General features: G+C 53.0%; 16 protein-coding genes, 2 tRNA genes and 3 rRNA genes. 13 read left to right on the top strand and 8 right to left on the bottom strand.

The window, feature by feature from the left end; all coding sequences use genetic code 11:
- Positions 1–6 precede the first annotated feature (6 nt).
- From rpoS to F822_RS05685, 10 genes are all read left to right on the top strand, one after another.
- The gene (gene rpoS / locus F822_RS05730; RefSeq protein WP_025040473.1) at positions 7–963 is read left to right on the top strand and encodes an RNA polymerase sigma factor RpoS; all 957 of its coding nucleotides are present in this window, start codon (positions 7–9) and stop codon (positions 961–963) included.
- Between the two features lie 231 nt (positions 964–1,194).
- Entirely contained in the window at positions 1,195–1,626 is a 432-nt protein-coding gene (locus tag F822_RS05725; RefSeq protein WP_025040472.1) for a group III truncated hemoglobin, read from the top strand.
- 677 nt (positions 1,627–2,303) lie between these two features.
- The gene (locus F822_RS05720; RefSeq protein ID WP_025040471.1) at positions 2,304–2,921 is read left to right on the top strand and encodes a superoxide dismutase; all 618 of its coding nucleotides are present in this window, start codon (positions 2,304–2,306) and stop codon (positions 2,919–2,921) included.
- Positions 2,922–2,939: 18 nt separating this feature from the next.
- Positions 2,940–4,145: a tyrosine--tRNA ligase gene (gene tyrS / locus F822_RS05715; RefSeq protein WP_025040470.1), complete on the top strand. Its 1,206-nt coding sequence runs from the start codon at positions 2,940–2,942 to the stop codon at positions 4,143–4,145.
- A gap of 297 nt (positions 4,146–4,442) precedes the next feature.
- Positions 4,443–5,978, top strand: a 16S ribosomal RNA gene (locus F822_RS05710).
- A 123-nt stretch (positions 5,979–6,101) separates the two neighbouring features.
- Positions 6,102–6,178 (top strand) — tRNA-Ile (locus F822_RS05705).
- Between the two features lie 6 nt (positions 6,179–6,184).
- A tRNA-Ala gene (locus F822_RS05700) sits at positions 6,185–6,260 on the top strand.
- Between the two features lie 395 nt (positions 6,261–6,655).
- Positions 6,656–9,545 (top strand): 23S ribosomal RNA (locus tag F822_RS05695).
- Positions 9,546–9,723: 178 nt separating this feature from the next.
- Positions 9,724–9,836, top strand: a 5S ribosomal RNA gene (gene rrf, locus F822_RS05690).
- Together the 16S, 23S and 5S rRNA genes with 2 tRNA genes alongside form the textbook arrangement of a ribosomal RNA operon.
- 438 nt (positions 9,837–10,274) lie before the next feature.
- Positions 10,275–10,694, top strand: coding sequence for a hypothetical protein (locus F822_RS05685; RefSeq protein WP_025040469.1), 420 nt, complete (start codon positions 10,275–10,277; stop codon positions 10,692–10,694).
- Between the two features lie 12 nt (positions 10,695–10,706).
- Here F822_RS05685 and F822_RS05680 read toward each other — a convergent pair whose 3' ends face one another.
- From F822_RS05680 to F822_RS05645, 8 genes are all read right to left on the bottom strand, one after another.
- On the bottom strand, positions 10,707–11,780 hold the full coding sequence (locus F822_RS05680; protein WP_025040468.1) for a sulfate/molybdate ABC transporter ATP-binding protein: 1,074 nt from the start codon (positions 11,778–11,780) through the stop codon (positions 10,707–10,709).
- Positions 11,761–12,645 (bottom strand): sulfate ABC transporter permease subunit CysW, encoded by an 885-nt coding sequence (gene cysW / locus F822_RS05675; RefSeq protein WP_025040467.1) that lies wholly within the window; start codon positions 12,643–12,645, stop codon positions 11,761–11,763. The genes F822_RS05680 and cysW overlap by 20 nt, the downstream gene beginning before the upstream one ends.
- Positions 12,646–12,655: 10 nt before the next feature.
- Positions 12,656–13,489, bottom strand: coding sequence for a sulfate ABC transporter permease subunit CysT (gene cysT / locus F822_RS05670; RefSeq protein WP_025040466.1), 834 nt, complete (start codon positions 13,487–13,489; stop codon positions 12,656–12,658).
- 13 nt (positions 13,490–13,502) lie between these two features.
- Positions 13,503–14,363 (bottom strand): EAL domain-containing protein, encoded by an 861-nt coding sequence (locus F822_RS05665; RefSeq protein WP_025040465.1) that lies wholly within the window; start codon positions 14,361–14,363, stop codon positions 13,503–13,505.
- Positions 14,364–14,374: 11 nt separating this feature from the next.
- Positions 14,375–14,761, bottom strand: coding sequence for a DUF2325 domain-containing protein (locus tag F822_RS05660; RefSeq protein ID WP_025040464.1), 387 nt, complete (start codon positions 14,759–14,761; stop codon positions 14,375–14,377).
- Between the two features lie 39 nt (positions 14,762–14,800).
- Complete coding sequence (locus F822_RS05655; protein WP_025040463.1) at positions 14,801–15,802, bottom strand: sulfate ABC transporter substrate-binding protein; 1,002 nt, start codon at positions 15,800–15,802, stop codon at positions 14,801–14,803.
- A 60-nt stretch (positions 15,803–15,862) separates the two neighbouring features.
- On the bottom strand, positions 15,863–17,470 hold the full coding sequence (locus F822_RS05650; protein WP_025040462.1) for an alginate export family protein: 1,608 nt from the start codon (positions 17,468–17,470) through the stop codon (positions 15,863–15,865).
- Between the two features lie 205 nt (positions 17,471–17,675).
- Complete coding sequence (locus F822_RS05645; RefSeq protein ID WP_025040461.1) at positions 17,676–17,873, bottom strand: YezD family protein; 198 nt, start codon at positions 17,871–17,873, stop codon at positions 17,676–17,678.
- A gap of 363 nt (positions 17,874–18,236) precedes the next feature.
- On the opposite strand from F822_RS05645, the gene ttcA reads away from it, so the two are divergent.
- From ttcA to leuS, 3 genes are all read left to right on the top strand, one after another.
- Positions 18,237–19,121 carry a tRNA 2-thiocytidine(32) synthetase TtcA gene (gene ttcA, locus F822_RS05640; RefSeq protein WP_197272901.1) on the top strand — a complete coding sequence of 295 codons (885 nt, stop codon included), beginning with the start codon at positions 18,237–18,239 and terminating at the stop codon, positions 19,119–19,121.
- 39 nt (positions 19,122–19,160) lie between these two features.
- The gene (locus tag F822_RS05635) at positions 19,161–20,531 is read left to right on the top strand and encodes a Do family serine endopeptidase (RefSeq protein ID WP_025040459.1); all 1,371 of its coding nucleotides are present in this window, start codon (positions 19,161–19,163) and stop codon (positions 20,529–20,531) included.
- A gap of 246 nt (positions 20,532–20,777) precedes the next feature.
- Positions 20,778–23,375 (top strand): leucine--tRNA ligase, encoded by a 2,598-nt coding sequence (gene leuS, locus F822_RS05630; protein ID WP_025040458.1) that lies wholly within the window; start codon positions 20,778–20,780, stop codon positions 23,373–23,375.
- Positions 23,376–23,458: the final 83 nt, after the last annotated feature.

The raw sequence follows: 23,458 nt of genomic DNA, 5'->3' as shown, positions 1-23,458 counted from the left end.
CCCATGATGAATCAGCTACAGTATACCGAGGACGAGGAATCCTTTGACAAGATGGATCCTGTGGATCCCGATGATATTCTTGAAATTTCCGAAGCGCCCGCCAGCGCGAGCGCCGAACCTCCAAGCGACTTCCTCCTGACTGATGTCACCCAGATCTACTTCAATGATATCGGGCACAATGCGCTGTTGAGTGCGAAGGAAGAGGCGAAATTGACACGCCTGGTCCGGCAGAATGATTTTGATGCGCGTCAGAAAATGATTGAGTGCAACCTGCGTTTGGTGGTCAATATCGCAAAACACTATACCAAACATGGCGTCGCATTACTGGACCTGATCGAAGAAGGAAATATGGGCATGATGCATGCACTGGACAAGTTCGATCCGGAGCGTGGATTTCGTTTTTCGACGTACGCCACCTGGTGGATACGGCAGAACATCGAACGGTGCATCATGAATCAGTCGCGAACCATCCGTTTGCCGGTGCACGTCATCAAAGACTTGAATATCATTTTACACGCCGCCCGTCATCTGGAAGCGCATACGGGAAAGGAGCCCAAACCGGAGGATGTAGCGCATTTACTCGGACGTCCCGTCAAGGAAGTGCAAAGAATGTTGTCCTTGAACATGAGCATGATGTCATTGGATGCGCCGCTTGATGTCGATCCATTATTATCCATTGGTGATGCGATCGCCGACGATAACAATCCCGGCCCCGACCATATGGTGGAACAGTCTGAGATCAAATGTCGCATTCAGGAATGGCTTAACCGGTTGAATGATAAGCAACGGCTCATCATTGAAAAGCGCTACGGCCTTAATGGATACGAAATCCAGACACTGGAGCAATTGGCGACGAATCTCGATCTCACACGGGAACGCGTGCGCCAGATTCAGCTGGAAGCACTGCAAACATTGCGGGTAATGCTAAGGTGCGATGGGGTATCCAGGGATGGCGTGTTCTAGATTTAAATTCTTCCAGTTCGGGTATTCTTTTGATATTAAACGGACCGGAATCATTTTGAAGATGTGGTAAACCCGCATTGACTCTTTACTCAGGCAAACTTGTCACATAGAATGTTGCCTAAAGTACGAAATTGCAATTTTCAATCCTCGCGCCCGTTTTTACCTGGGAACCCTAAGCCAGCGACCCCGCCATATAGCTGCGGTAATGATATTTATTATTTTCTGACTACTATGACTACGCCACAACCAGAGTTTATAGCACCCTATCCTGACTTGTGTACCGAAGAGGAAATTTCTCGGCTGGTTCATGCCTTTTACGGAAGAGCCAGAAAAGACCCGTTACTGGGCCCGATTTTCGAAGCGCATGTTACCAACTGGGATGCACATTTTGTGCAGATGATCAATTTCTGGTCGATGAAGCTGCGCGGAACGAGCCATTTTCGCGGTGCCCCCATGCCCAAGCACGTGGCTCTGCCCGGCCTGACTGCCGAATTATTTGAGCGGTGGCTTCAACTTTTTCGCGAAACCACCAGTGAGATGGAAAACCGGGATCTGCAGTTCAACGCCGATATGCTGGCATTGCATATCGGTGGCAGGCTGTGGCTGAGATATCAGATAGAGCGCTATCCCGACAGGCAACTGGTTGAACTCCAAGGTGCATAGCGCCCGATAGGCAACGGGTTTTTGGCGCATTCCAACACAGGTGAGGTAATTGCAACCATCTGCTCATTGCGGGGTGATTTCCGGACGGTTTTCACCTCGCGCATTGATTGAAATTTCTCATCATCCAGGCTCGGGCCTTTCAATTCCTGGCTCGATCTCTCTCTGAATGATTCACCTTCCCAAGTCTTTCACCACATATCCCCGGTTGCGTTCATGACGTGATTTCGGCTGGCTTCACCCGCTATTTGATTCCCGCGTCTGGCCATCGACGGATTTGGACAGTAATACCTGAATGAAGCATTAGATCTCTACCTGCTCTCTGCAAGATGCCAGTGATCAAGTTAGAAGACCGGAAAATGAGACGGCGGACTGATCTGCTGACGCCTCAGCTCCGTATGCTGTCGAACAGCAGCGAGCTATGTTCCGCTTATTTCGGATATACTGCCTATAAGTGTTACCGCCTGATCCAGCTATACCGAAGCCAACCTCGATTCCCTTTTCGATCGGCCATTGTCCATAATGGTCCCGCGAACTGAATCAGAACGCGTTGTTCTCAGGTCATCTTGGTAATAGCGTATCAATCGGTTTTATTCATTTCCCCGGAAATAATTTACCACCCGGTATTTCGTAAAGGGGAACGGATCGGTTTTTATGTCACCACACAAGGAGCAAAAATCATGAGCAACCAAAAGACCGAAAGGGCGCCGCATGTTCTGCCGCCTTTACCCTATCCGGATAATGCGCTGGATCCCGTCATTTCCGCAAATACGCTGAGTTTTCACTATGGCAAGCATCACAAGACTTATGTCGATAACCTCAACAAGCTGATAGCCGGGACCGAGCTCGAGGATTTATCCTTGGAGGAGATTATTGCGTCGGTGGCAGGCAAGGCCGACAAAGCCGGAATTTTCAATAACGCAGCACAGGTCTGGAATCATACTTTTTACTGGAATTCCCTGACGCCCAAAGGCGGCGGTGTGCCTCCGGCAGCGTTGAAGCAAAAAATCGATGCATCTTTTGGTAGCGTCGAAGCTTGCAAGAAAGAACTGCTGACTGCGGCGACAACCCAGTTTGGCAGCGGCTGGGCATGGCTGGTACAGGATGGCGATAAACTCCTGGTCAGCAAGACCGGCAATGCGGATCTGCCATTGACCAAGGGAATAAAGCCCATATTGACGATTGACGTGTGGGAACACGCCTACTATCTTGATTATCAGAATCGTCGCGTGGATTATGTTAATGCCGTGCTGGATAAGCTGATCAATTGGGGCTTTGCAGCGGATAATTGTAGGTAATATACTTCCGGCGTTCCTGTGACAACACAAATTTCAGAACAGCTGGAAATCATCAAGCGTGGTAGCACCGAGATTCTGCCGGGAGACGAACTAGAGCAAAAGCTTGCTTTAAATCGCCCCCTCAGGGTCAAGGCCGGGTTTGATCCCACAGCGCCGGACCTGCACCTGGGTCATACCGTTCTGCTCAACAAAATTCGCCATCTACAGGATTTAGGGCACCATGCCCTATTCCTGATTGGTGATTTTACCGGCATGATCGGTGATCCCACCGGCAAGAATATGACGCGCCCCGTTCTTTCTCGCGAGCAAGTGGCCGAGAATGCCAAATCCTATCAGGATCAAGTCTTTCGCATACTCAGGCCCGAGCAGACCGAGGTGGTATTCAATTCCAGCTGGATGGATACGCTCAATGCCGCCGATCTGATCAAACTGGCGGCGACACATACTGTTGCACGCATGCTGGAGCGTGAGGATTTCGGCAAACGCTATCGAAGTAATAAGGCCATCGCTATTCACGAATTTTTGTATCCATTGATTCAGGGCTACGATTCGGTTGCGCTTGGGGCAGACATCGAACTGGGCGGCACCGATCAGAAATTCAATTTGCTGATGGGCCGGGAATTGCAGAAGCACTTCGGACAATTACCGCAGTGTATTATCACCATGCCGCTTCTCGAAGGGTTGGACGGCATCAACAAAATGTCCAAATCAGCCGGCAACTATATCGGCATTACCGAGAACCCCACCGATATGTTCGGCAAGCTCATGTCGATTTCCGATGAGCTGATGTGGCGATATATCGAGCTATTATCATTTGAGCCGGTCAGTACCATTCGCCAGCGGCAGCAGGAAGTGAGAAGCGGCCGCAACCCGCGCGATATCAAAGTGATGTTTGCGCAAGAGCTCGTTACCCGCTTCCACAGCAAACAAGACGCGGAATCGGCATTGGCCGACTTCGAGGCGCGGTTTACGCGCGGTGCATTGCCGGATGACATGCCTCAGAAGATGTTGTATACTGACGCTGAAGGGTTGCCGATTACACAGTTGCTCAAGCAAGCCGGACTAACCGCCAGTACCACAGAAGCGCTACGCCTGATCGAACAAGGTGGCGTAAGATTGAATGGCGAAAAAGTCAGCGACAAGACCATCAAGTTGAGTCGTGGTGAAAGCGCAGTAGTGCAAGTAGGCAAGCGAAAATTCGCCAGGGTAACGATCTCCTCTTAGCAGAATAAAGAAGTTTGAAATAAACCCTTGACTCTGCTTTTAGTATCCGTATAATGCCGCCTTTCCCTGTGAAGCTTTAAGTTCGCTAAACAGACCGCTCTTTAAAAATTTACAGCCGATAGGTGTGGGCGCTTGAATCGGGACATCTGGTCATATTCGTCTTTCAAGGCGAATATGACCGGAAAATCAAGATTCAAAGTGCTCGCACAATGTAATAAGATTCCGGCGAATATTCTGGTTAACCCGGAATAGAAACTGGAATCATGAAATACGTCAAGCGAGAGTTTTACCAGTATTAAACTGAAGAGTTTGATCCTGGCTCAGATTGAACGCTGGCGGCATGCTTTACACATGCAAGTCGAACGGCAGCACGGGGGCAACCCTGGTGGCGAGTGGCGAACGGGTGAGTAATGCATCGGAACGTATCTTCAAGTGGGGGATAACGCACCGAAAGGTGTGCTAATACCGCATAATCTCTACGGAGAAAAGCAGGGGATCGCAAGACCTTGCGCTTTTGGAGCGGCCGATGTCTGATTAGCTAGTTGGTGAGGTAAAGGCTTACCAAGGCTTCGATCAGTAGCTGGTCTGAGAGGACGACCAGCCACACTGGGACTGAGACACGGCCCAGACTCCTACGGGAGGCAGCAGTGGGGAATTTTGGACAATGGGGGAAACCCTGATCCAGCCATGCCGCGTGAGTGAAGAAGGCCTTCGGGTTGTAAAGCTCTTTCAGCCGGAACGAAACGGTCACGGTTAATACCCGTGATCACTGACGGTACCGGAAGAAGAAGCACCGGCTAACTACGTGCCAGCAGCCGCGGTAATACGTAGGGTGCGAGCGTTAATCGGAATTACTGGGCGTAAAGCGTGCGCAGGCGGTTTTGTAAGTCAGATGTGAAATCCCCGGGCTCAACCTGGGAACTGCGTTTGAAACTACAAGGCTAGAGTGTAGCAGAGGGGGGTGGAATTCCACGTGTAGCAGTGAAATGCGTAGAGATGTGGAGGAACACCGATGGCGAAGGCAGCCCCCTGGGTTAACACTGACGCTCAGGCACGAAAGCGTGGGGAGCAAACAGGATTAGATACCCTGGTAGTCCACGCCCTAAACGATGTCAACTAGTTGTCGGGTCTTAACGGGCTTGGTAACGCAGCTAACGCGTGAAGTTGACCGCCTGGGGAGTACGGTCGCAAGATTAAAACTCAAAGGAATTGACGGGGACCCGCACAAGCGGTGGATTATGTGGATTAATTCGATGCAACGCGAAAAACCTTACCTACCCTTGACATGTACCGAAGTCCGCTGAGAGGTGGATGTGCCCGAAAGGGAACGGTAACACAGGTGCTGCATGGCTGTCGTCAGCTCGTGTCGTGAGATGTTGGGTTAAGTCCCGCAACGAGCGCAACCCTTGTCATTAATTGCCATCATTCAGTTGGGCACTTTAATGAGACTGCCGGTGACAAACCGGAGGAAGGTGGGGATGACGTCAAGTCCTCATGGCCCTTATGGGTAGGGCTTCACACGTAATACAATGGCGCGTACAGAGGGTTGCCAACCCGCGAGGGGGAGCTAATCTCAGAAAGCGCGTCGTAGTCCGGATCGGAGTCTGCAACTCGACTCCGTGAAGTCGGAATCGCTAGTAATCGCGGATCAGCATGTCGCGGTGAATACGTTCCCGGGTCTTGTACACACCGCCCGTCACACCATGGGAGTGGGTTCCACCAGAAGCAGGTAGTCTAACCGCAAGGAGGGCGCCTGCCACGGTGAGATTCATGACTGGGGTGAAGTCGTAACAAGGTAGCCGTAGGGGAACCTGCGGCTGGATCACCTCCTTTCTAGAGAAATTCCTGTTTCAAGCGCTCACAACCTATCGGTTGTCTAAAAAGCAAAGCTAGGGGGCTAAGGAGCCATAGGCTAATACGACAAAAGCCCATCTCTTTGTTTCCAGGCTCTGTTCGGGGTCTGTAGCTCAGTTGGTTAGAGCACACGCTTGATAAGCGTGGGGTCGGTGGTTCAAATCCACCCAGACCCACCAACTAACGGGGGTGTAGCTCAGTTGGGAGAGCACCTGCTTTGCAAGCAGGGGGTCATCGGTTCGATCCCGTTCACCTCCACCAATTCGGAAATCGGAATTTGCATGAATTCAGTTAGAAAGTAGAAGTAAACGATAACGTTTACTTCTGGTTTTTACCAGCGGCTGTACTTCGGGAATAGAATAGAGAGTATCCGGGTGTTTATATTATCACTCCCTGATTCTTTACAAAACTGTTTCTCGACGTTCTTTAAAAATTTGGAAGAAGTAAAGTATTTCATATTCAATGAATACGTGCGTCCTTAATTGGATCACGTACTCCGGGGATGTGAAATAATGGGTTAGATTGTATCGACTCATCGCGTTTTTAGTCGGATGCGATGTGAGCAAACAACTATGACCAGAAGGTTTGGAAGATAAAACGAAGACTCCGGGTCTCAGGCCGGCTTCCGATTGCTTCCGAAGCCCTTAAGGTTATAGGATCAAGCGAATAAGTGCATGTGGTGGATGCCTTGGCGATTACAGGCGATGAAGGGCGTGGTAGCCTGCGAAAAGCTCCGGGGAGCTGGCAAACAAGCATTGATCCGGAGATGTCCGAATGGGGAAACCCGGCCCGCAAGGGTCAACGTTGGCTGAATATATAGGTCAATCGTGGCGAACCTGGCGAACTGAAACATCTAAGTAGCCAGAGGAACAGAAATCAACCGAGATTCCCAGAGTAGTGGCGAGCGAAATGGGAGGAGCCTCCAATCTTTAGCATTTGAACTAGCCGAACCGTCTGGAAAGTCGGGCCATAGTGGGTGATAGCCCCGTAGGCGAAAGTTTAGATGTGGAACTAGGATTGGGACAAGTAGGGCGGGACACGAGAAATCCTGTCTGAATATGGGGGGACCATCCTCCAAGGCTAAATACTCGTAATCGACCGATAGTGAACCAGTACCGTGAGGGAAAGGCGAAAAGAACCCCGGGAGGGGAGTGAAATAGATCCTGAAACCGCATGCATACAAACAGTGGGAGCGGACTTGTTCCGTGACTGCGTACCTTTTGTATAATGGGTCAGCGACTTACATTCAGTAGCGAGCTTAACCGAATAGGGGAGGCATAGCGAAAGCGAGTCTTAATAGGGCGATTAGTTGCTGGGTGTAGACCCGAAACCAGATGATCTACTCATGGCCAGGATGAAGCGGGGGTAACACCTCGTGGAGGTCCGAACCCACTAATGTTGAAAAATTAGGGGATGAGCTGTGGGTAGGGGTGAAAGGCTAAACAAATCTGGAAATAGCTGGTTCTCTCCGAAAACTATTTAGGTAGTGCCTCACGTATCACCTTCGGGGGTAGAGCACTGTTATGGCTAGGGGGCCGTTTAGGCCTACCAAACCATGGCAAACTCCGAATACCGAAGAGTGCGAGCGTGGGAGTCAGACATCGGGTGCTAACGTCCGGTGTCGAAAGGGAAACAACCCAGACCCTCAGCTAAGGTCCCAAAGACACAGTTAAGTGGTAAACGAAGTGGGAAGGCTAAAACAGTCAGGAGGTTGGCTTAGAAGCAGCCATCCTTTAAAGAAAGCGTAATAGCTCACTGATCGAGTCGTCCTGCGCGGAAGATGTAACGGGGCTCAAACTGTGCACCGAAGCTAGGGATTTACACGCAAGTGTAGATGGTAGGAGAGCGTTCCGTAGGCCTGCGAAGGTGGCTTGAGAAGGCTGCTGGAGGTATCGGAAGTGCGAATGCTGACATGAGTAGCGATAAAGGGAGTGAAAAGCTCCCTCGCCGTAAGCCCAAGGTTTCCTGCGCAACGTTCATCGGCGCAGGGTGAGTCGGCCCCTAAGGTGAGGCAGAAATGCGTAGCTGATGGGAAACTGTTTAATATTCCAGTACCTTTATTCAATGCGATGTGGGGACGGAGAAGGTTAGCTCGGCCGGGTGTTGGACGTCCCGGTTGAAGCGTGTAGACGTGCCGCCCAGGCAAATCCGGGCGGCTTAGTTGAGGCGTGATAACGAAACGCCCTTCGGGGCGCCAAGTGAGTGATACCCTGCTTCCAGGAAAAGCCACTAAGCTTCAGTTGAATGAAGACCGTACCGAAAACCGACACAGGTGGGCGGGATGAAAATTCCAAGGCGCTTGAGAGAACTCAGGAGAAGGAACTCGGCAAATTGACACCGTAACTTCGGGATAAGGTGTGCCCCCGGTACGTGTAGCGCCTCGCGCGTGAAGCGGATGGGGGTTGCAAAGAAATGGTGGCTGCGACTGTTTAATAAAAACACAGCACTCTGCAAACACGAAAGTGGACGTATAGAGTGTGACGCCTGCCCGGTGCCGGAAGGTTAATTGATGGGGTGCAAGCCCTTGATCGAAGCCCCGGTAAACGGCGGCCGTAACTATAACGGTCCTAAGGTAGCGAAATTCCTTGTCGGGTAAGTTCCGACCTGCACGAATGGCGTAACGATGGCCACACTGTCTCCTCCTGAGACTCAGCGAAGTTGAAATGTTTGTGAAGATGCAATCTCCCCGCGGCTAGACGGAAAGACCCCGTGCACCTTTACTGTAGCTTTACATTGGACTTTGACAATATCTGTGTAGGATAGGTGGGAGGCGTTGAAGTGGGCTCGCTAGAGTTCATGGAGCCGACGTTGAAATACCACCCTGGTATTGTTGAGGTTCTAACCTAGGTCCATTATCTGGATCGGGGACCGTGTATGGTAGGCAGTTTGACTGGGGCGGTCTCCTCCCAAAGTGTAACGGAGGAGTACGAAGGTACGCTAGGTACGGTCGGAAATCGTGCTGATAGTGCAATGGCAAAAGCGTGCTTGACTGCGAGACTGACAAGTCGAGCAGATGCGAAAGCAGGTCATAGTGATCCGGTGGTTCTGTATGGAAGGGCCATCGCTCAACGGATAAAAGGTACGCCGGGGATAACAGGCTGATTCCTCCCAAGAGTTCATATCGACGGGGGAGTTTGGCACCTCGATGTCGGCTCATCACATCCTGGGGCTGTAGCCGGTCCCAAGGGTATGGCTGTTCGCCATTTAAAGTGGTACGTGAGCTGGGTTTAAAACGTCGTGAGACAGTTTGGTCCCTATCTGCCGTGGGCGTTGGAAGTTTGAGGGGACCTGCTCCTAGTACGAGAGGACCGGAGTGGACGCACCTCTGGTGTACCGGTTATGACGCCAGTCGTATCGCCGGGTAGCTAAGTGCGGAAGAGATAACCGCTGAAAGCATCTAAGCGGGAAACTCGCCTCAAGATAAGACTTCCCGGGGGTAAAACCCCCCTAAAGGTTCGTCGAAGACCACGACGTTGATAGGTCGGGTGTGGAAGCGCAGTAATGTGTTAAGCTAACCGATACTAATTGACCGTGAGGCTTGATCCTATAACCTTAAGCAAGGCATGGAATGTGAAGAATAGACGTTTAATTCACATATTCGTGTCAGGTAAATTGTTTGCAGAGATACAAAATAATCCAGATTTACTTCTTCCAGATCATTGGCTTGCGATAGACGCCCAGGACTTGTAGTCATTGGCTTCCGTCGTTTGTCATTAAAGTTACGCTTGGCGGTCATAGCGCTTTGGACCCACCCCTTCCCATCTCGAACAGGGTCGTGAAACGAAGTCGCGCCGATGATAGTGTGTTTTCACATGCGAAAGTAGGTCACTGCCAGGCACCTTATAAAAAGCCCCGTTCTTGGAACGGGGCTTTTTTTTGTGCCCAGCATGGGCGCACTCCTGCGGGTGCAAGTCCCGTCGTATGTTGATCACAGGGAACGAAGCGAAGCGCAACTGCACGAGGGCAGCCAAATGTGGGGGACGGAAGCGTGGGGGAAGCGATGAGCCAAGGAACGAATCGGATAGAAGGTGCTATCAAGCAAGGCGAGCGCGCCATAGCCCCACGAAGCTCTCATGATGAAGGCGAAGACGAATTGGCGTAAAATCGGGCGACCGCGTAGTGAAGGAGTAGTTCTTGCAGGAAATATTCAAGTACCTCAATATTGAACGCATCGCGCTAGATGTCCATGCTCACTTCCCTCTGACGCCAATCGGAGGTGACTAAGGCAATTCTGCACCTGGTTGGATTTCAGGGCGAATGGTAAGGAGATTCATCATGAAACCACAGCGGTTTTTATCCCTGACGCTAACGTTGATCTTCTGCTTCGCAGCGGGACGTGCCGCCGCGCAGTCGGGCAATGAACCCTATCGGGCAGCAGTTGGCGTCGATGGCGTGCAACAGGTGAATATGCTGGCGGGCGACTATTTTTTCAGGCCCAGCCACATCATCGTCAAAGTCAACGTACCTGTAAGGTTTGTGGTTCGCGCGGAGCGGGGAATCGTTCCCCATGGCCTGGTGCTTAAGGCGTCCGAAGCGAATATCTCGATCAATGCAGACCTGAGCCGGGAGTCCCAAACATTCACCTTCACCCCAAGCGCGCCCGGCAGGTATGCTTTCTATTGCCCAAAGAAGCTGCTCTTTTTCAAGAGCCACAGGGAACACGGGATGGAGGGTATTCTGGAAGTCGTTGAGTAGCCGGCATCGGTCTCAATGTATCTGCGCCGGAAAGAGATCGAATCGGGCGGGTTTGATGAAAACCTGATCACCCCGGATCAATTGTAATTCGCGGAAACGCTCCTTGCTGATTTCGACCTGTATCAGTTCCCCGCTGCTGTCGCCGTCGCGGATCAGCTCAAGACGCACTACGGGGCCGACCGAGAGAATATGAGAGATGCGCGCCGCAAGCGCGCCGCTACCGTTAACCGCTCGGTCCACATGTATATCGTGAGGACGCACGTAAGCTACCGCCGCGAGCTCCTCTGCCTCGATGTGTTTGGGCGCGTCGACCTCGATACCGCCTATCCACGCCCGCCCCTTGTGTAACCGACCATGGAACAGATTCACCTTGCCCAGGAATTCGTACACGAATGGACTTGCCGGCTGCTCATACACCTCGTCCGGCGTGCCGATCTGCTCGATACGGCCCTCATTCATGACCACTATCCGGTCAGCCACTTCCAACGCTTCCTCCTGATCATGGGTAACGAACACGCTGGTGATATGCATTTCGTCGTGTAGCCTTCGCAACCAGGCGCGAAGTTCTTTCCGTACCTTGGCGTCGAGTGCTCCAAAAGGCTCATCCAATAATAACACTTTAGGTTCTACCGCCAGCGCCCGCGCAAGGGCGACGCGCTGGCGCTGGCCCCCCGAAAGCTGGTGTGGGTGGCGGTCCGCCAGCCAGTCGAGTTGTACCAGCTTCAGCAAATTATGCACCCGGTCGTTGATCTCCGTGTTGGTCGGGCGGACGTTTTTAGCACGTACGCGCAAGCCGAATGCGACGTTCTCGAAGATGGTCATATTCCGGAACAGCGCATAGTGCTGAAATACGAAACCTACCTGGCGGTCGCGCACATGCTGTCCGGTTGCGTCTTCGCCCTGGAACAGCACATGGCCGGCATCTGCAGCCTCCAACCCGGCAATGACACGCAGTAATGTTGTCTTTCCAGAGCCCGACGGTCCGAGCAATGCAAGCAATTCACCCGTGCGGACCTCAAGGCTGACGTCTCGCAACGCAGCAAAATTTCCAAATTGCTTGGAAAGGTTACGTACTTCGATGCTCATTGGCATTCTCCATCTGCTGTTTGTTTCTGGATTCGACGAACGCTTTCAGCGCGAGCGTCACCAATGCAAGCAACGCCAGCAGTGACGCTACCGCAAAGGCAGCGGCGAAGTTGTATTCGTTGTAGAGGATCTCGACGTGAAGCGGCAGGGTATTGGTACTGCCGCGAATGTGGCCGGATACCACGGATACCGCGCCGAATTCGCCCATTGCCCGGGCATTGCAGAGGATGGTGCCATACAACAGGCCCCACTTGATGTTCGGGAGCGTGACACGGAAGAATATCTGCCAGCCGTTGGCGCCCAGTACTACCGCCGCCTCCTCCTCTTCGGTACCCTGTGCCTGCATCAATGGGATCAGCTCACGTGCGATAAAGGGGACAGTTACGAAGATAGTGGCGAGGACGATGCCGGGTATCGCGAAAATTATCTTGATGTCATTTTCGGCTAGCCATGGCCCCAGCCAACCCTGCAGGCCGAAGATAAGCACATAGATCAGCCCCGCCACCACTGGCGAAACCGAGAAGGGCAAATCGATAAGCGTTATCAGCAGGCTCTTGCCGCGGAACTCGAACTTGGCAATAGCCCAGGCGGCCGCTATGCCGAATATCAGGTTGAGCGGCACTGCGATCGCCGCCGCAGTCAGGGTAAGTTGGATCGCCGCTACTGCATCAGGTTCCGTGATGGCGGCCACGTAGACATCCACGCCTTTTTTCAGGGCCTCATAGAAGACCAGGATCAATGGTATGAAGAGGAACAGCGCCAGGAAGGCGAGCGCCAGTCCAATCAAGACCCAGCGTACCCAGCCAGGCTCGTCCGTAACCACCCGACGTTTGCCGACGGGTATTGGAAGGACAGTAGTACTCATCGGCGCATCCTCATATGGCGGCGCTCCGGCGCCGGCTCCACCATTGCAGCAGATTGATGATCAACAGCATCACAAACGAAATGACGAGCATGACCACCGCCAATGCCGTGGCGCCCGCGTAATCGTATTGCTCAAGCTTGGTAACGATCAGGAGAGGCGTGATCTCGGATATCATCGGCATATTGCCGGCAATAAAGATTACCGAACCGTATTCACCGATGGCGCGGGCGAAGGCGAGCGCAAAGCCGGTTGTCAGGGCAGGAAAAATCGTGGGAAAAATGACTTTCACGAAAGTTTGCAGCCGGGATGCACCCAGCGTAGCGGCCGCTTCCTCCAATTCCCATTCGATGTCTTCGAGTACCGGCTGTACCGTTCTTACGACAAAAGGCAAACCGATAAAAGTCAGTGCGATGAAAATACCCATTGGCGTAAAAGCGATCTTGATCCCGAGCGGTTCGAAATATTGGCCGATCCAGCCATTTCCCGAATAGAGTGCAGTCAGCACAATGCCCGCCACCGCCGTCGGCAACGCAAACGGAAGATCTACCAACGCATCCACCAGTTTCTTGCCCGGAAAGCGATAGCGTACCAGTATCCACGCCACCAGAAGACCGAATACAGCATTGACCAGCGCCGCTGCAAATGAAGCACCGAACGTCAATCGGTACGATGCCATTACCCGCGGAGTCGTCACCATGGCCCAGAATTCCGGCCATGTGAGCGCAGACGTACGGATGAATGCAGCCGAAAGAGGGATAAGCACGATCAGGCTCAGATAAACCAGGGTAAATCCAAGTGCCAGGTTGAACCCCGGCAGAACGCTATGTCGTTTGAATGTACTCAACCTTGCACTCCGGTCAACTGAAATTTATATCTGGATTCATCGATCGGCCGCCTGCGGGTTGATGCACATTCGCGGCGGCGCCCGGCCCATCCACTTCGACCGTGCGGGCCGGTTCCCCAAGGAAACGACCTTGCAATAGATCCGCACCTGAGCGAACCGCAGCAATCACCTGCTGCCTGGTTTCGATACCTCTTGCCAGGATGACGGCTCCCAGGCGATGGGCTGTGTCCAGCAGCGTATCTATTCCATCATGTTGCAGCAGGGTGGAAGCATTCAGCCTTACGACGTCCGGGTACAGGCTCCCCAGTTCCGCCATGTCGTCGTCATTTGGGCCGCTGTGATTCACTGCAATGCGATAACCACGCGATCGATAGTTTCCGATTACGTGCCTGAGCAACCTCAAGTCGCGATTCACTTCGCTCGGAATCTCGATCACCACCCGCGAGGTTCTGATTCCGATGAGATTCAGTATGTTCTCAAACGCCAGTCCGTGATCGTCCTTGACGCTCTCCAGAAGGCGGGGCTGCACGCTGACGAAAAGACTGCCTTGTCCGGAGGCAACCTTGAAATAATTGATCGCATGCAGCGTACGGCAGAGGCGATCCACGCTGACCAGTAAAGCGTCCTCGGAAGCCAGGGCGAAGACTCCCCAGGGCGACAACACAGCATCGCGATCCGGCTGGGACCGGATGTAAGCAGAATGTCCCGCCACACGGCGTTCACTTGCATCGAATACCGGCTGAAAGACGCTGGATAGCTGATTGTTTAAAAAATAGCCAACTACCCAGCCATTTTCCGCACGCTGTAAAAGATGATCGGTAACTGCCTGGATTTGCCCGAATTCATATTGTTTGTTTCTCGTTTCCATATTCATGTGCCTCTCCTTCAGGCATGAATCCGGTCCAACCCGGTAAAGTTGCCTGGATGCCAGCGTGTCGATCCGTTCATGAATTCCGACCCGATTGGATAGCCGCCGCGACAGGGACTCTCCGCTAATTCGAGCCTCTCCAGCTTTTGGCGCAGGTCATGCGTCGAGCTGCGGCAGAACACCAGCGGTATGTCTCTTCTATACGCTTGCTGCTTCAAAGCGTTCGACACGCCATGGCTGACATAATCGTGCAGTATCACCACCAGCCTGGCACTAACGGGAATCGCGCGCCGGGTAACTCTTGGCTGCCGGCCATCCCAGTGTTCGACACGCCTCAAGCCGTGCGCGAGGAGTTCCCGCCTTAACGTTTCAATGTAATCCCCGCCGATGATCAATGCTGTCATGTCAACCCCGATATATGATTTATTGCCACGAGCTGAATTTCATTGTTGATAAATCTGGTCGAACGTGCCCCCATCGGCAAAATGCAGCTTATGCGCGTTCTTCCAGCCGCCAAACGCGTCATCGATCTTGAACAGCTTGATGGCCGGGAATCGATCTGCATATTTCGCCGCAACCTTCGAATCGGTGGGCCGGTAGAAGTTTTTCGCGGCAATTTCCTGGCCTTGTTCCGAGTAGAGATATTTGAGATAAGCTTCCGCGATATCGCGTGTGCCTTTCCTGTCGACGACCTTGTCTATCACCGTGACGGGCGGCTCCGCCAGGATGCTGATCGAGGGCGCGACAATCTCGAATTTACCGATACCAAGCTCCTTGATAGCGAGAAAGGCCTCGTTTTCCCACGAGATGAAGACATCGCCAATGCCGCGCTCCACGAAAGTCGTGGTAGAACCTCGTGCACCGGAATCCAGCACGGGAACATTCCTGTAAATCCTGGCCACAAACTCCTTTGCCTTGGCGTCGTTACCATAACTCCGCTTTCCATACTCCCAGGCCGCCAGATAATTCCAGCGCGCGCCCCCCGAAGTTTTGGGGTTGGGAGTAATTACCGATATGCCGGGCCTGGCCAGGTCGTTCCAGTCCTTGATATTCTTGGGATTGCCTTTGCGCACCAGTAGCACGATGGTCGATGTGTAGGGTGTGCTGTTATGTGGCAAACGCTTCTGCCAGTCTCCTGGAATCAGCTTCGCCTTCTCTGCAATTTCGTTGATATCGTTGGCCAGCGCCAATGTCACCACATCGGCATCAAGACCATCGATGACGGACCGTGCCTGCTTGCCGGAGCCGCCGTGAGACTGCTTGATGGCGACCTTTTCCCCGGTTTTTGTCTCCCAGTGCTTCACGAATGCCGCGTTGAATTCCTGATAAAGCTCACGCGTTGGATCATAGGAAACATTCAACAGCGTTCTGTCCGCCGACGCGCTTCCGCCAGCCAGGAGGCCTCCAATCAGCAGACCCGTTGTCAGCCATGGTTTGAATTTCATAATTTCCTCTAATGAGTTAGTGGGGATAAGCCGAAAATTTGGTTAAAAAGCTTAAAAAGCTTAAAAAGCGCTGACTACCACTTCAACATAAAAAAAGTCGGAACTGCCGGGGCTCTTGCCAAGGGCCGCTATCTGCCTGTTACGCGTGAACTCGCCGCTTGTAAAGTGTGAGTAACCCACAGTTGTGCTGATATGTTTCGCAATCTTGTAGCGTGCACGGACATCAAAGGAGTGGCCAATGAAATCACCGCTTCTTCCGGTAATATCCCGATTAAAACCGGGGTTGGGACGCGCGCTCGTATTGCCATCAAGGAGATTGTTAAAGCGATCCGTACTGCTGGCAAGCCAGAACCAACTGTAACCGCCGTCTATACGCAAGTCCGCGGTCGGCTGAAACTCAAGCTTGACTTTGGGCGCCTTGATGTTTTCGAAAACAATGTAATCGTCCGCCGACCAGGGCCGCGCAAAACCAAAGAACCGCTCAAAGCGATTGTTTACACCATCATTGGGATGCCGATCGCCGCTTGCATACCCATAAAACGCGCTGATACGGGGTTTCCAACTGTACTCGAGGTTATATCCCACCTCAGTGATATAAGCATGCGCCTCATGTTCTTCCGTGCCATTCCGCCCGAACTGATAGATCAGGTTGAAATCGAAGTCCAGACCGGTATTCCCTATTTTGCCGTAACCTCTCAGGGCAGGCGCGTGAATATGCCGGTCGATCTGCCCTGTCTTGCTGCCATCCTGCATGAGGCCCATGTAATACGGCTGGAGTGTGATAATGTCAGACCACTTCCGCCAGTGGCCGATTGCACCATAGAACCACTGATTCTCGATGCGCTCGTCAAACTCGGTCAGTAGGCGCTTGACAGGTTGGTAAGCCCATAAATCAACTTCCCAGTCGTTTGCTTCCTGGCCCAGATTGAGTCGAAAACCCTCGAACGTGTTCGTGGTATTACGCCATTCGTTCCGGCCGATCAAACGCCGATCCAATGCCTCATATGCCATGCGGCCAACGCGAAGCCTGATGGGGCGCTGTTGTTTCCGATCGTCTTCACCCAATGCGCTTTTGAAGTAGAGCTCGCCATATGCTTGAATCAGTTCATAGTCATTGAAATCACGGTCGTCATGCGGAAAATTGCCGTTGTAGCGGCGCGAGTCCTGAAACTCGACAGCGCCCCGAAATGGATCTAGAATTTCCCTTATCCCGACATATGCGCGCGAGCGCAGCAGAAAAGGCTGGTCGAGTCTCATGTCGGTGCGCCGAATATCGTTACTGCGAAATTCGTAACGCGTCCGATGGTCCAGGCCGATATCCAGCCAGTAGATATCCTTGAATGCTTCAATACCGGTTTTGCTGAGTGTCTGCACGTATCGAGGCGGATCGGATTCCGGTTGGGTGGAATAGCTGCTGGAAGGCTTGAAGTAGCTTGTCGATTTCTTTTCCGCTTTCGGCGCGGGTGGTTTTTTCGCATCCGCTTTATCAGTTCGTTCAGTAAGTTGCGACTTTAAAATTTTGTCGCCCTCATCTTCTCGGCCAATTCGAGCGTCTTCTTTACTCATTCCCGGTGCCTCGAATTTTCCAGTATTCACATCCGCTTGAATCACGCCGATCGGCAATATTGAAATTGTAGATACAAGCATGATTCGCCAATAAAGCTTCATTTCCCCTCTCCTGAATCGCCTTCCGGTATTCCGGTCAGGCGCCGCTCTAGATTTGTTGTTTATCGCCTCCAATCGCTTGGTCGGCAGTTCTTCTTCTTGCAGCACCCGGTTTTATCTGTGGATCGAGTGACTCGGGTTGTGGAATTACGCTACCGCCGCCAAACCGGCTTCACATGCGTTCACATGCCTGGCGTACCTTGGTGCACTAACTTATGCGAGTTTTTTCACGACACTCGATCTGCACCACCTTGCCTCCATGAATGATTATCTCTACCGAGCCATATTCGATATCGGCGATCGCCAACAGAATTCGCTGTTTGATATCCATGGGTATCTGTTTGCCGACCTTTTCGGATCCTGCCTGTCTTTCTTCCAAACCCGTAATTTTCCCTATCGCTACCATTCGTTTTCCCAGAGTGAGGCATGCGGACACGAACGAAAGTTACCAGTCGCGACTTATAATTGAAACTAATAACATTTCACTTGGTTATCTATTTTTTTCATATTGAAAAATCTGCATGAAGATCTTTCCGAAATTGAAATGCTCCAGGAAGCAGTAACCCGCTCTTCAAGCTCCTGTCAGTGAAGGGCTCAGTCTGGCAAACTTTCTTGATCCATGAGCGTTTCGATCGTCTGCTCCGGGACCGCGCTGTCCAAACTGAGCTTAATCTGGGAAAATGCCTGAAGATTAGTTAATAATGCGTGTTTTCGAGCGCTACGGCGGGTTTTTCCGATCAGTGCAGGGATGAGGTTGGCGATGGGAATGATGTCCAGAAAAGAACAACACAATGTCAATAAACTGCATAAGCGGTTGAGGCGCCTTGTCGGCACGGCCATTGCGGATTTCAACATGATCGAGAATGGGGACCGCGTGATGGTATGTCTTTCGGGCGGTAAGGATAGCTATGCCTTGCTCGACATCCTGCGTAATTTGCAGGCGCATGCGCCCATAGCATTCGAATTGATCGCGGTGAACCTGGACCAGAAACAGCCGGGATTCCCGGAGCACGTATTGCCGGGCTACCTCACCAGTATCGAAATGCCGTTTCAGATTGTCGAGCAGGATACCTACAGCGTGGTGAAACGCGTCATTGCGGAAGGTAAAACCACCTGCAGTCTCTGCTCGCGCTTGCGCCGCGGTGTACTCTACCGTGTTGCCGGCGAACTGGGCGCGACCAAGATTGCGCTGGGACACCACAGGGACGACATTCTCGAGACGCTGTTCCTCAACTTGTTCTATGGTGGCAAGCTGAAGACCATGCCGCCCAAGCTGGTGAGCGATGATGGACGGCATATCGTGATCCGTCCATTGGCCTATTGTAAGGAGAAAGATCTAGCGACTTATGCCGAGATAGAAGATTTTCCCATCATTCCTTGCAACCTGTGCGGATCGCAGAAAAATCTTCAGCGCCAAGCGGTGAAGGAAATGCTGCAGCAATGGGATAAAAAATTTCCCGGCAGGCTGGAAACCATGTTCACTGCATTGCAGAATATCCAGCCTTCACATCTGGCGGATCCTGTGCTCTATGATTTTCATGGGCTCAAGGCTGGAAACGGGCCTGTTGCGGACGGCGACAAGGCTTTCGATCCGGAAATATTCGAGACTGGCGTGGAAGAAATGTTGAGTCTGAGTGCTGAGTCGAGTGAATAGGTATTTCGTTTGACCACACCAAAAATACCCGGCCCATCAATGCAAAAGTCCTTCAGGATTATTTTACGCTACACCAGTTTCATTGCTTTGCTGGCAGTGGCGTTGCCCGGCTACTCCGCTGTGCCATTCACCAACAGCAAGAATGGCCTGCCTACATTGGCGCCGCTACTTCATGACGTAACCCCGGCGGTCGTCAATATTTCCGTGCTGACGCCTTCGGCCATCGAAGACAATCCATTGTTTCGCGACCCATTTTTCCGCCGTTTTTTTGATCTCCCCGACCAGGCGGCGCGCCCCGAGCGTAGCGCCGGATCCGGCGTTATCGTGGACGCAGCAAACGGTTATGTCGTGACAAATTACCATGTGATAAAGAATGCCCGGCAGGTGATGGTCACACTCAAGGATCGACGCCAGTTTCAGGCGAAGCTGGTGGGAACGGATCCGGGCACGGACATCGCCGTGCTGCAGATCGAGGCAAAGGATCTGCAGGCTTTACGCCTTGGCGATTCCGAGCGGCTCGACGTCGGAGACTTCGTGGTTGCGATCGGCAATCCATTTGGACTGGGGCAGACCGTGACCTCGGGTATCGTGAGCGCGCTGGGAAGAAGCGGGCTCGATATCGAGGGTTATGAGGATTTCATACAGACCGATGCCTCCATCAATCCGGGTAATTCCGGGGGCGCGCTGGTCGATCTCAAGGGGGAACTGATCGGTATCAACACAGCGATCGTAGGCCCATCCGGCGCCAGCGTGGGCATCGGCCTCGCCATACCCAGCGTCATGGTCAAGGCCGTGCTCGATCAGATTGTGCGTTTTGGCGAAGTGCGCCGAGGCAGGCTGGGCGCGAGCGGCGAAGACATCACCTATGACCTGGCTGCATCCCTCGGGCTGGGTTCCACCGAAGGGGCGATCATCAGCACGGTCGAGCCCAACTCGACTGCGGAAAAGGCAGGCCTGAGGCTTCGTGACGTGGTAACGGCGGTCAATGGGCGGCCCGTGAGAAATTCCGTTGATTTGCGCAACAAGATAGGAATGACGCCTATCGGCGAAACGATAAATCTAAGGCTCTTGAGGGAAGGTAAAGTTATCAACGCGAAGGTCAAGATCGCAAAGCCGCTCGATGAATCTGGTACCGAGGCAGAAACAGTGCCTCAACTCGCGGGTGCAACGGTGGCGAATCTCAAAAGCGGGTCGTCACGCGGGAAGGTGGAAGGTGTGCTGGTGACCAAGGCAGATGCAAACAGCCCCGCCTGGCTGCATGGTCTGAGGCCTGGCGATATCATTGTCGGGGTCAACCGTAGAAAGGTCCGCACGGTACAGGAATTTCTGGCGGTGTTGCAAACGAGCAAAGATGTCATCGTTCTCAATCTGCTGCGTGGCGATTTCAGGCTGACCCTCATAATCCAGTAAAACGGTCCTGACAGAGCGCTGAGGCGGTTGGAGCCGGCGCTGGCTGACGAACAGCCTTTGCGTCTAATACTTTGACTTTGCCCGGATGAATTCGTCAGAGAGTATTTGATGAAGCGTGCGAGAGCACATGGCGCATCGCAACGCGTGATCTGCAATTTTTATCTCGATGTAAATCAACATGCGTAACGTGGGGAATTTTGGATCGCGGTATAATTCCATGTTTTGTGGCAGGAAAGCCGAAATTTTATGCAGGAAAAATATCACCCACAGGAAATCGAAGCGGAAGCCCAGCGGCACTGGAACGATACCGCTGCGTTCAGAGCTGTAGAGATCCCCGAAAAGCAAAAATATTACTGCCTCTCCATGTTTCCCTATCCATCGGGCAAGCTGCACATGGGGCACGTACGCAATTATACGATTGGCGACGTGCTGTCACGCTATCGCCGTATGCTCGGTTACAACGTTTTGCAACCCATGGGCTGGGATGCTTTCGGTTTACCTGCGGAGAATGCGGCGATGCAGAACAATGTGCCGCCGGCGAAGTGGACGCACGATAACATTGCTTACATGCGCAAGCAGCTGCAGAGTCTGGGGCTCGCCATCGACTGGAGCCGCGAGCTCGCAACCTGCAGTCCGGAGTACTACCGGTGGAATCAATGGCTGTTTCTGCGAATGCTGGAAAAAGGATTGGCTTACAGAACGACCGGCACGGTCAACTGGGACCCGGTCGATCAGACGGTGCTGGCCAATGAGCAGGTCATAGACGGACGGGGCTGGCGCACCGGCGCATTGGTGGAAAAGCGTGAAATCCCGATGTATTACATGAAGATTACCGCGTATGCCGATGAGCTGCTGGACACATTGGATACGCTCCCCGGTTGGCCTGAACGGGTAAAGACCATGCAGGCCAACTGGATCGGCAAGAGCTTCGGGGTCGACGTGACGTTTCCTGCCGATGCCGCATCCGGCACGCCCCAAGCGTTGAAGGTTTTTACCACGCGCGCGGATACGCTGCTGGGCGTTACGTACGTTGCTGTGGCAGCGGAGCATCCGGTTGCGCTATATGCGGCGAAAAACAGGCCCGACCTCGCTGAGTTCATCGAGGTGTGCAAGCATGGCGGCACCATGGAGGCGGAACTCGCGACCCAGGAAAAGAAAGGGATGGACACAGGGTTGTTTGTCATCCATCCGCTGACGGGAGCAAGACTTCCGGTATGGATAGCCAATTACGTACTCATGGGTTACGGCGAAGGCGCGGTAATGGCGGTGCCGGCGCACGACGAACGTGATTTCGAGTTTGCGACAAAATACTCGCTACCGATCAAGCCGGTGATCAAACCGGTTGGTTCCGATCTGGGTACTCCGCTTACGCAGGCGTACGCGGAGTACGGTCTTACGTTTGATTCAGGCGAATTTTCCGGTCTTGTATTTCAGGCGGCGGTGGACGCAATCGCGGCGGCGTTGAAATATAAGGGGTTGGGTGAAAAACGTGTGCACTACCGTCTCCGCGACTGGGGCATTTCACGCCAGCGCTACTGGGGCTGTCCTATTCCTCTTATTTATTGTGATGCATGTGGTGTGGTACCGGTGCCCGATGACCAGCTTCCCGTCGTGCTGCCGGACAACCTTGTGCCGGACGGGTCCGGCAATCCGTTAGCGAAGACCCCATCATTTTACGCATGCCAGTGTCCCCGCTGCGGCAAGCCGGCGCGGCGGGAAACAGACACCATGGATACTTTTGTCGATTCGTCGTGGTATTACATCCGCTACGCCTGTGCCGACCAGAACAAGAGCATGGTCGATGCGCGTGTGAATTACTGGCTGCCGGTGGACCAGTACATCGGCGGCATTGAACACGCCATCCTGCATCTTCTCTATTCTCGCTTCTGGAGCAAGGTCATGCACGATCTCGGGCTGGTTGCGTTCAACGAGCCATTCGCCAACCTGCTGACTCAAGGCATGGTTCTGAACGAGATCATGTTTCGAAAAACGGAAACCGGACGTGTCGTATATTTCAATCCGGCGGACGTGGATATACAAACCGATGAGCAAGGGCGGCGTATTGGCGCATTGCTGCGTGCGGATGGTCAACCGGTGGAGTTGGGCGGAATTGGTACCATGTCGAAATCCAGGAATAACGGCGTCGACCCGCAAAAACTGGTGGAACAATATGGGGCCGATACCGCACGGCTGTTCATGATGTTCGCGAGCCCGCCCGAGCAGACCCTCGAATGGGCAGATGCCGGGATAGATGGCGCATTCCGCTTTTTGAAGCGGTTATGGAAACAGGTATATGAACATATGCAGCAAGGCGGGGCGATTGACCGCCCGGCGCAAAATGGAGACCTCGGCCCGGAACTCCGGTCCTTGCGTTACCAATTGCATCAGACTATCGCCAAGGTTGGCGACGATCTGGGCAGGCGGCATACCTTCAATACTGCCATCGCAGCCGTGATGGAGTTAATGAACGCGCTTGGAAAGCTGCAGGATCCCAGCCCGGCTGCGCGCAGCTTGATGCAGGAAGCGATGGAAAGCATTGTATTGCTGTTATCGCCTATCATTCCCCACATCTGTCACGCCCTGTGGCGTGAACTTAAGCCGGGAACCGAACTCCTAGATCAGTCCTGGCCGCAAGTCGATAGCACGGCGCTTGTCCAGGATGAGGTTGAACTGATAGTCCAGGTCAATGGCAAACTGCGCGGCAAGATACGCGTCGCCAGGGATACAGAGCCCACGATTATTGAGCGTCTCGCGCTGGAAAGCGAGCCGGTGCGTAAATTCATCGCTGGCGAAGTGAAGAAGATCGTGATCGTGCCGGGCAGGTTGGTGAACATCGTTGTCTGAATAAATTACTGAACAAGCGGTGCAGGCGTAACGGCGCTTTGCGAGACCTGTTCAGAGGTTCCGGAAAACTGAATGTGAGGAGT

The organism is Nitrosospira briensis C-128, from assembly GCF_000619905.2.
GTDB classification, from domain to species: Bacteria; Pseudomonadota; Gammaproteobacteria; order Burkholderiales; family Nitrosomonadaceae; genus Nitrosospira; species Nitrosospira briensis.
The sequence above is the reverse complement of the archived record's forward strand: the minus strand, read 5'-3'. Positions and strand labels throughout refer to the sequence as shown.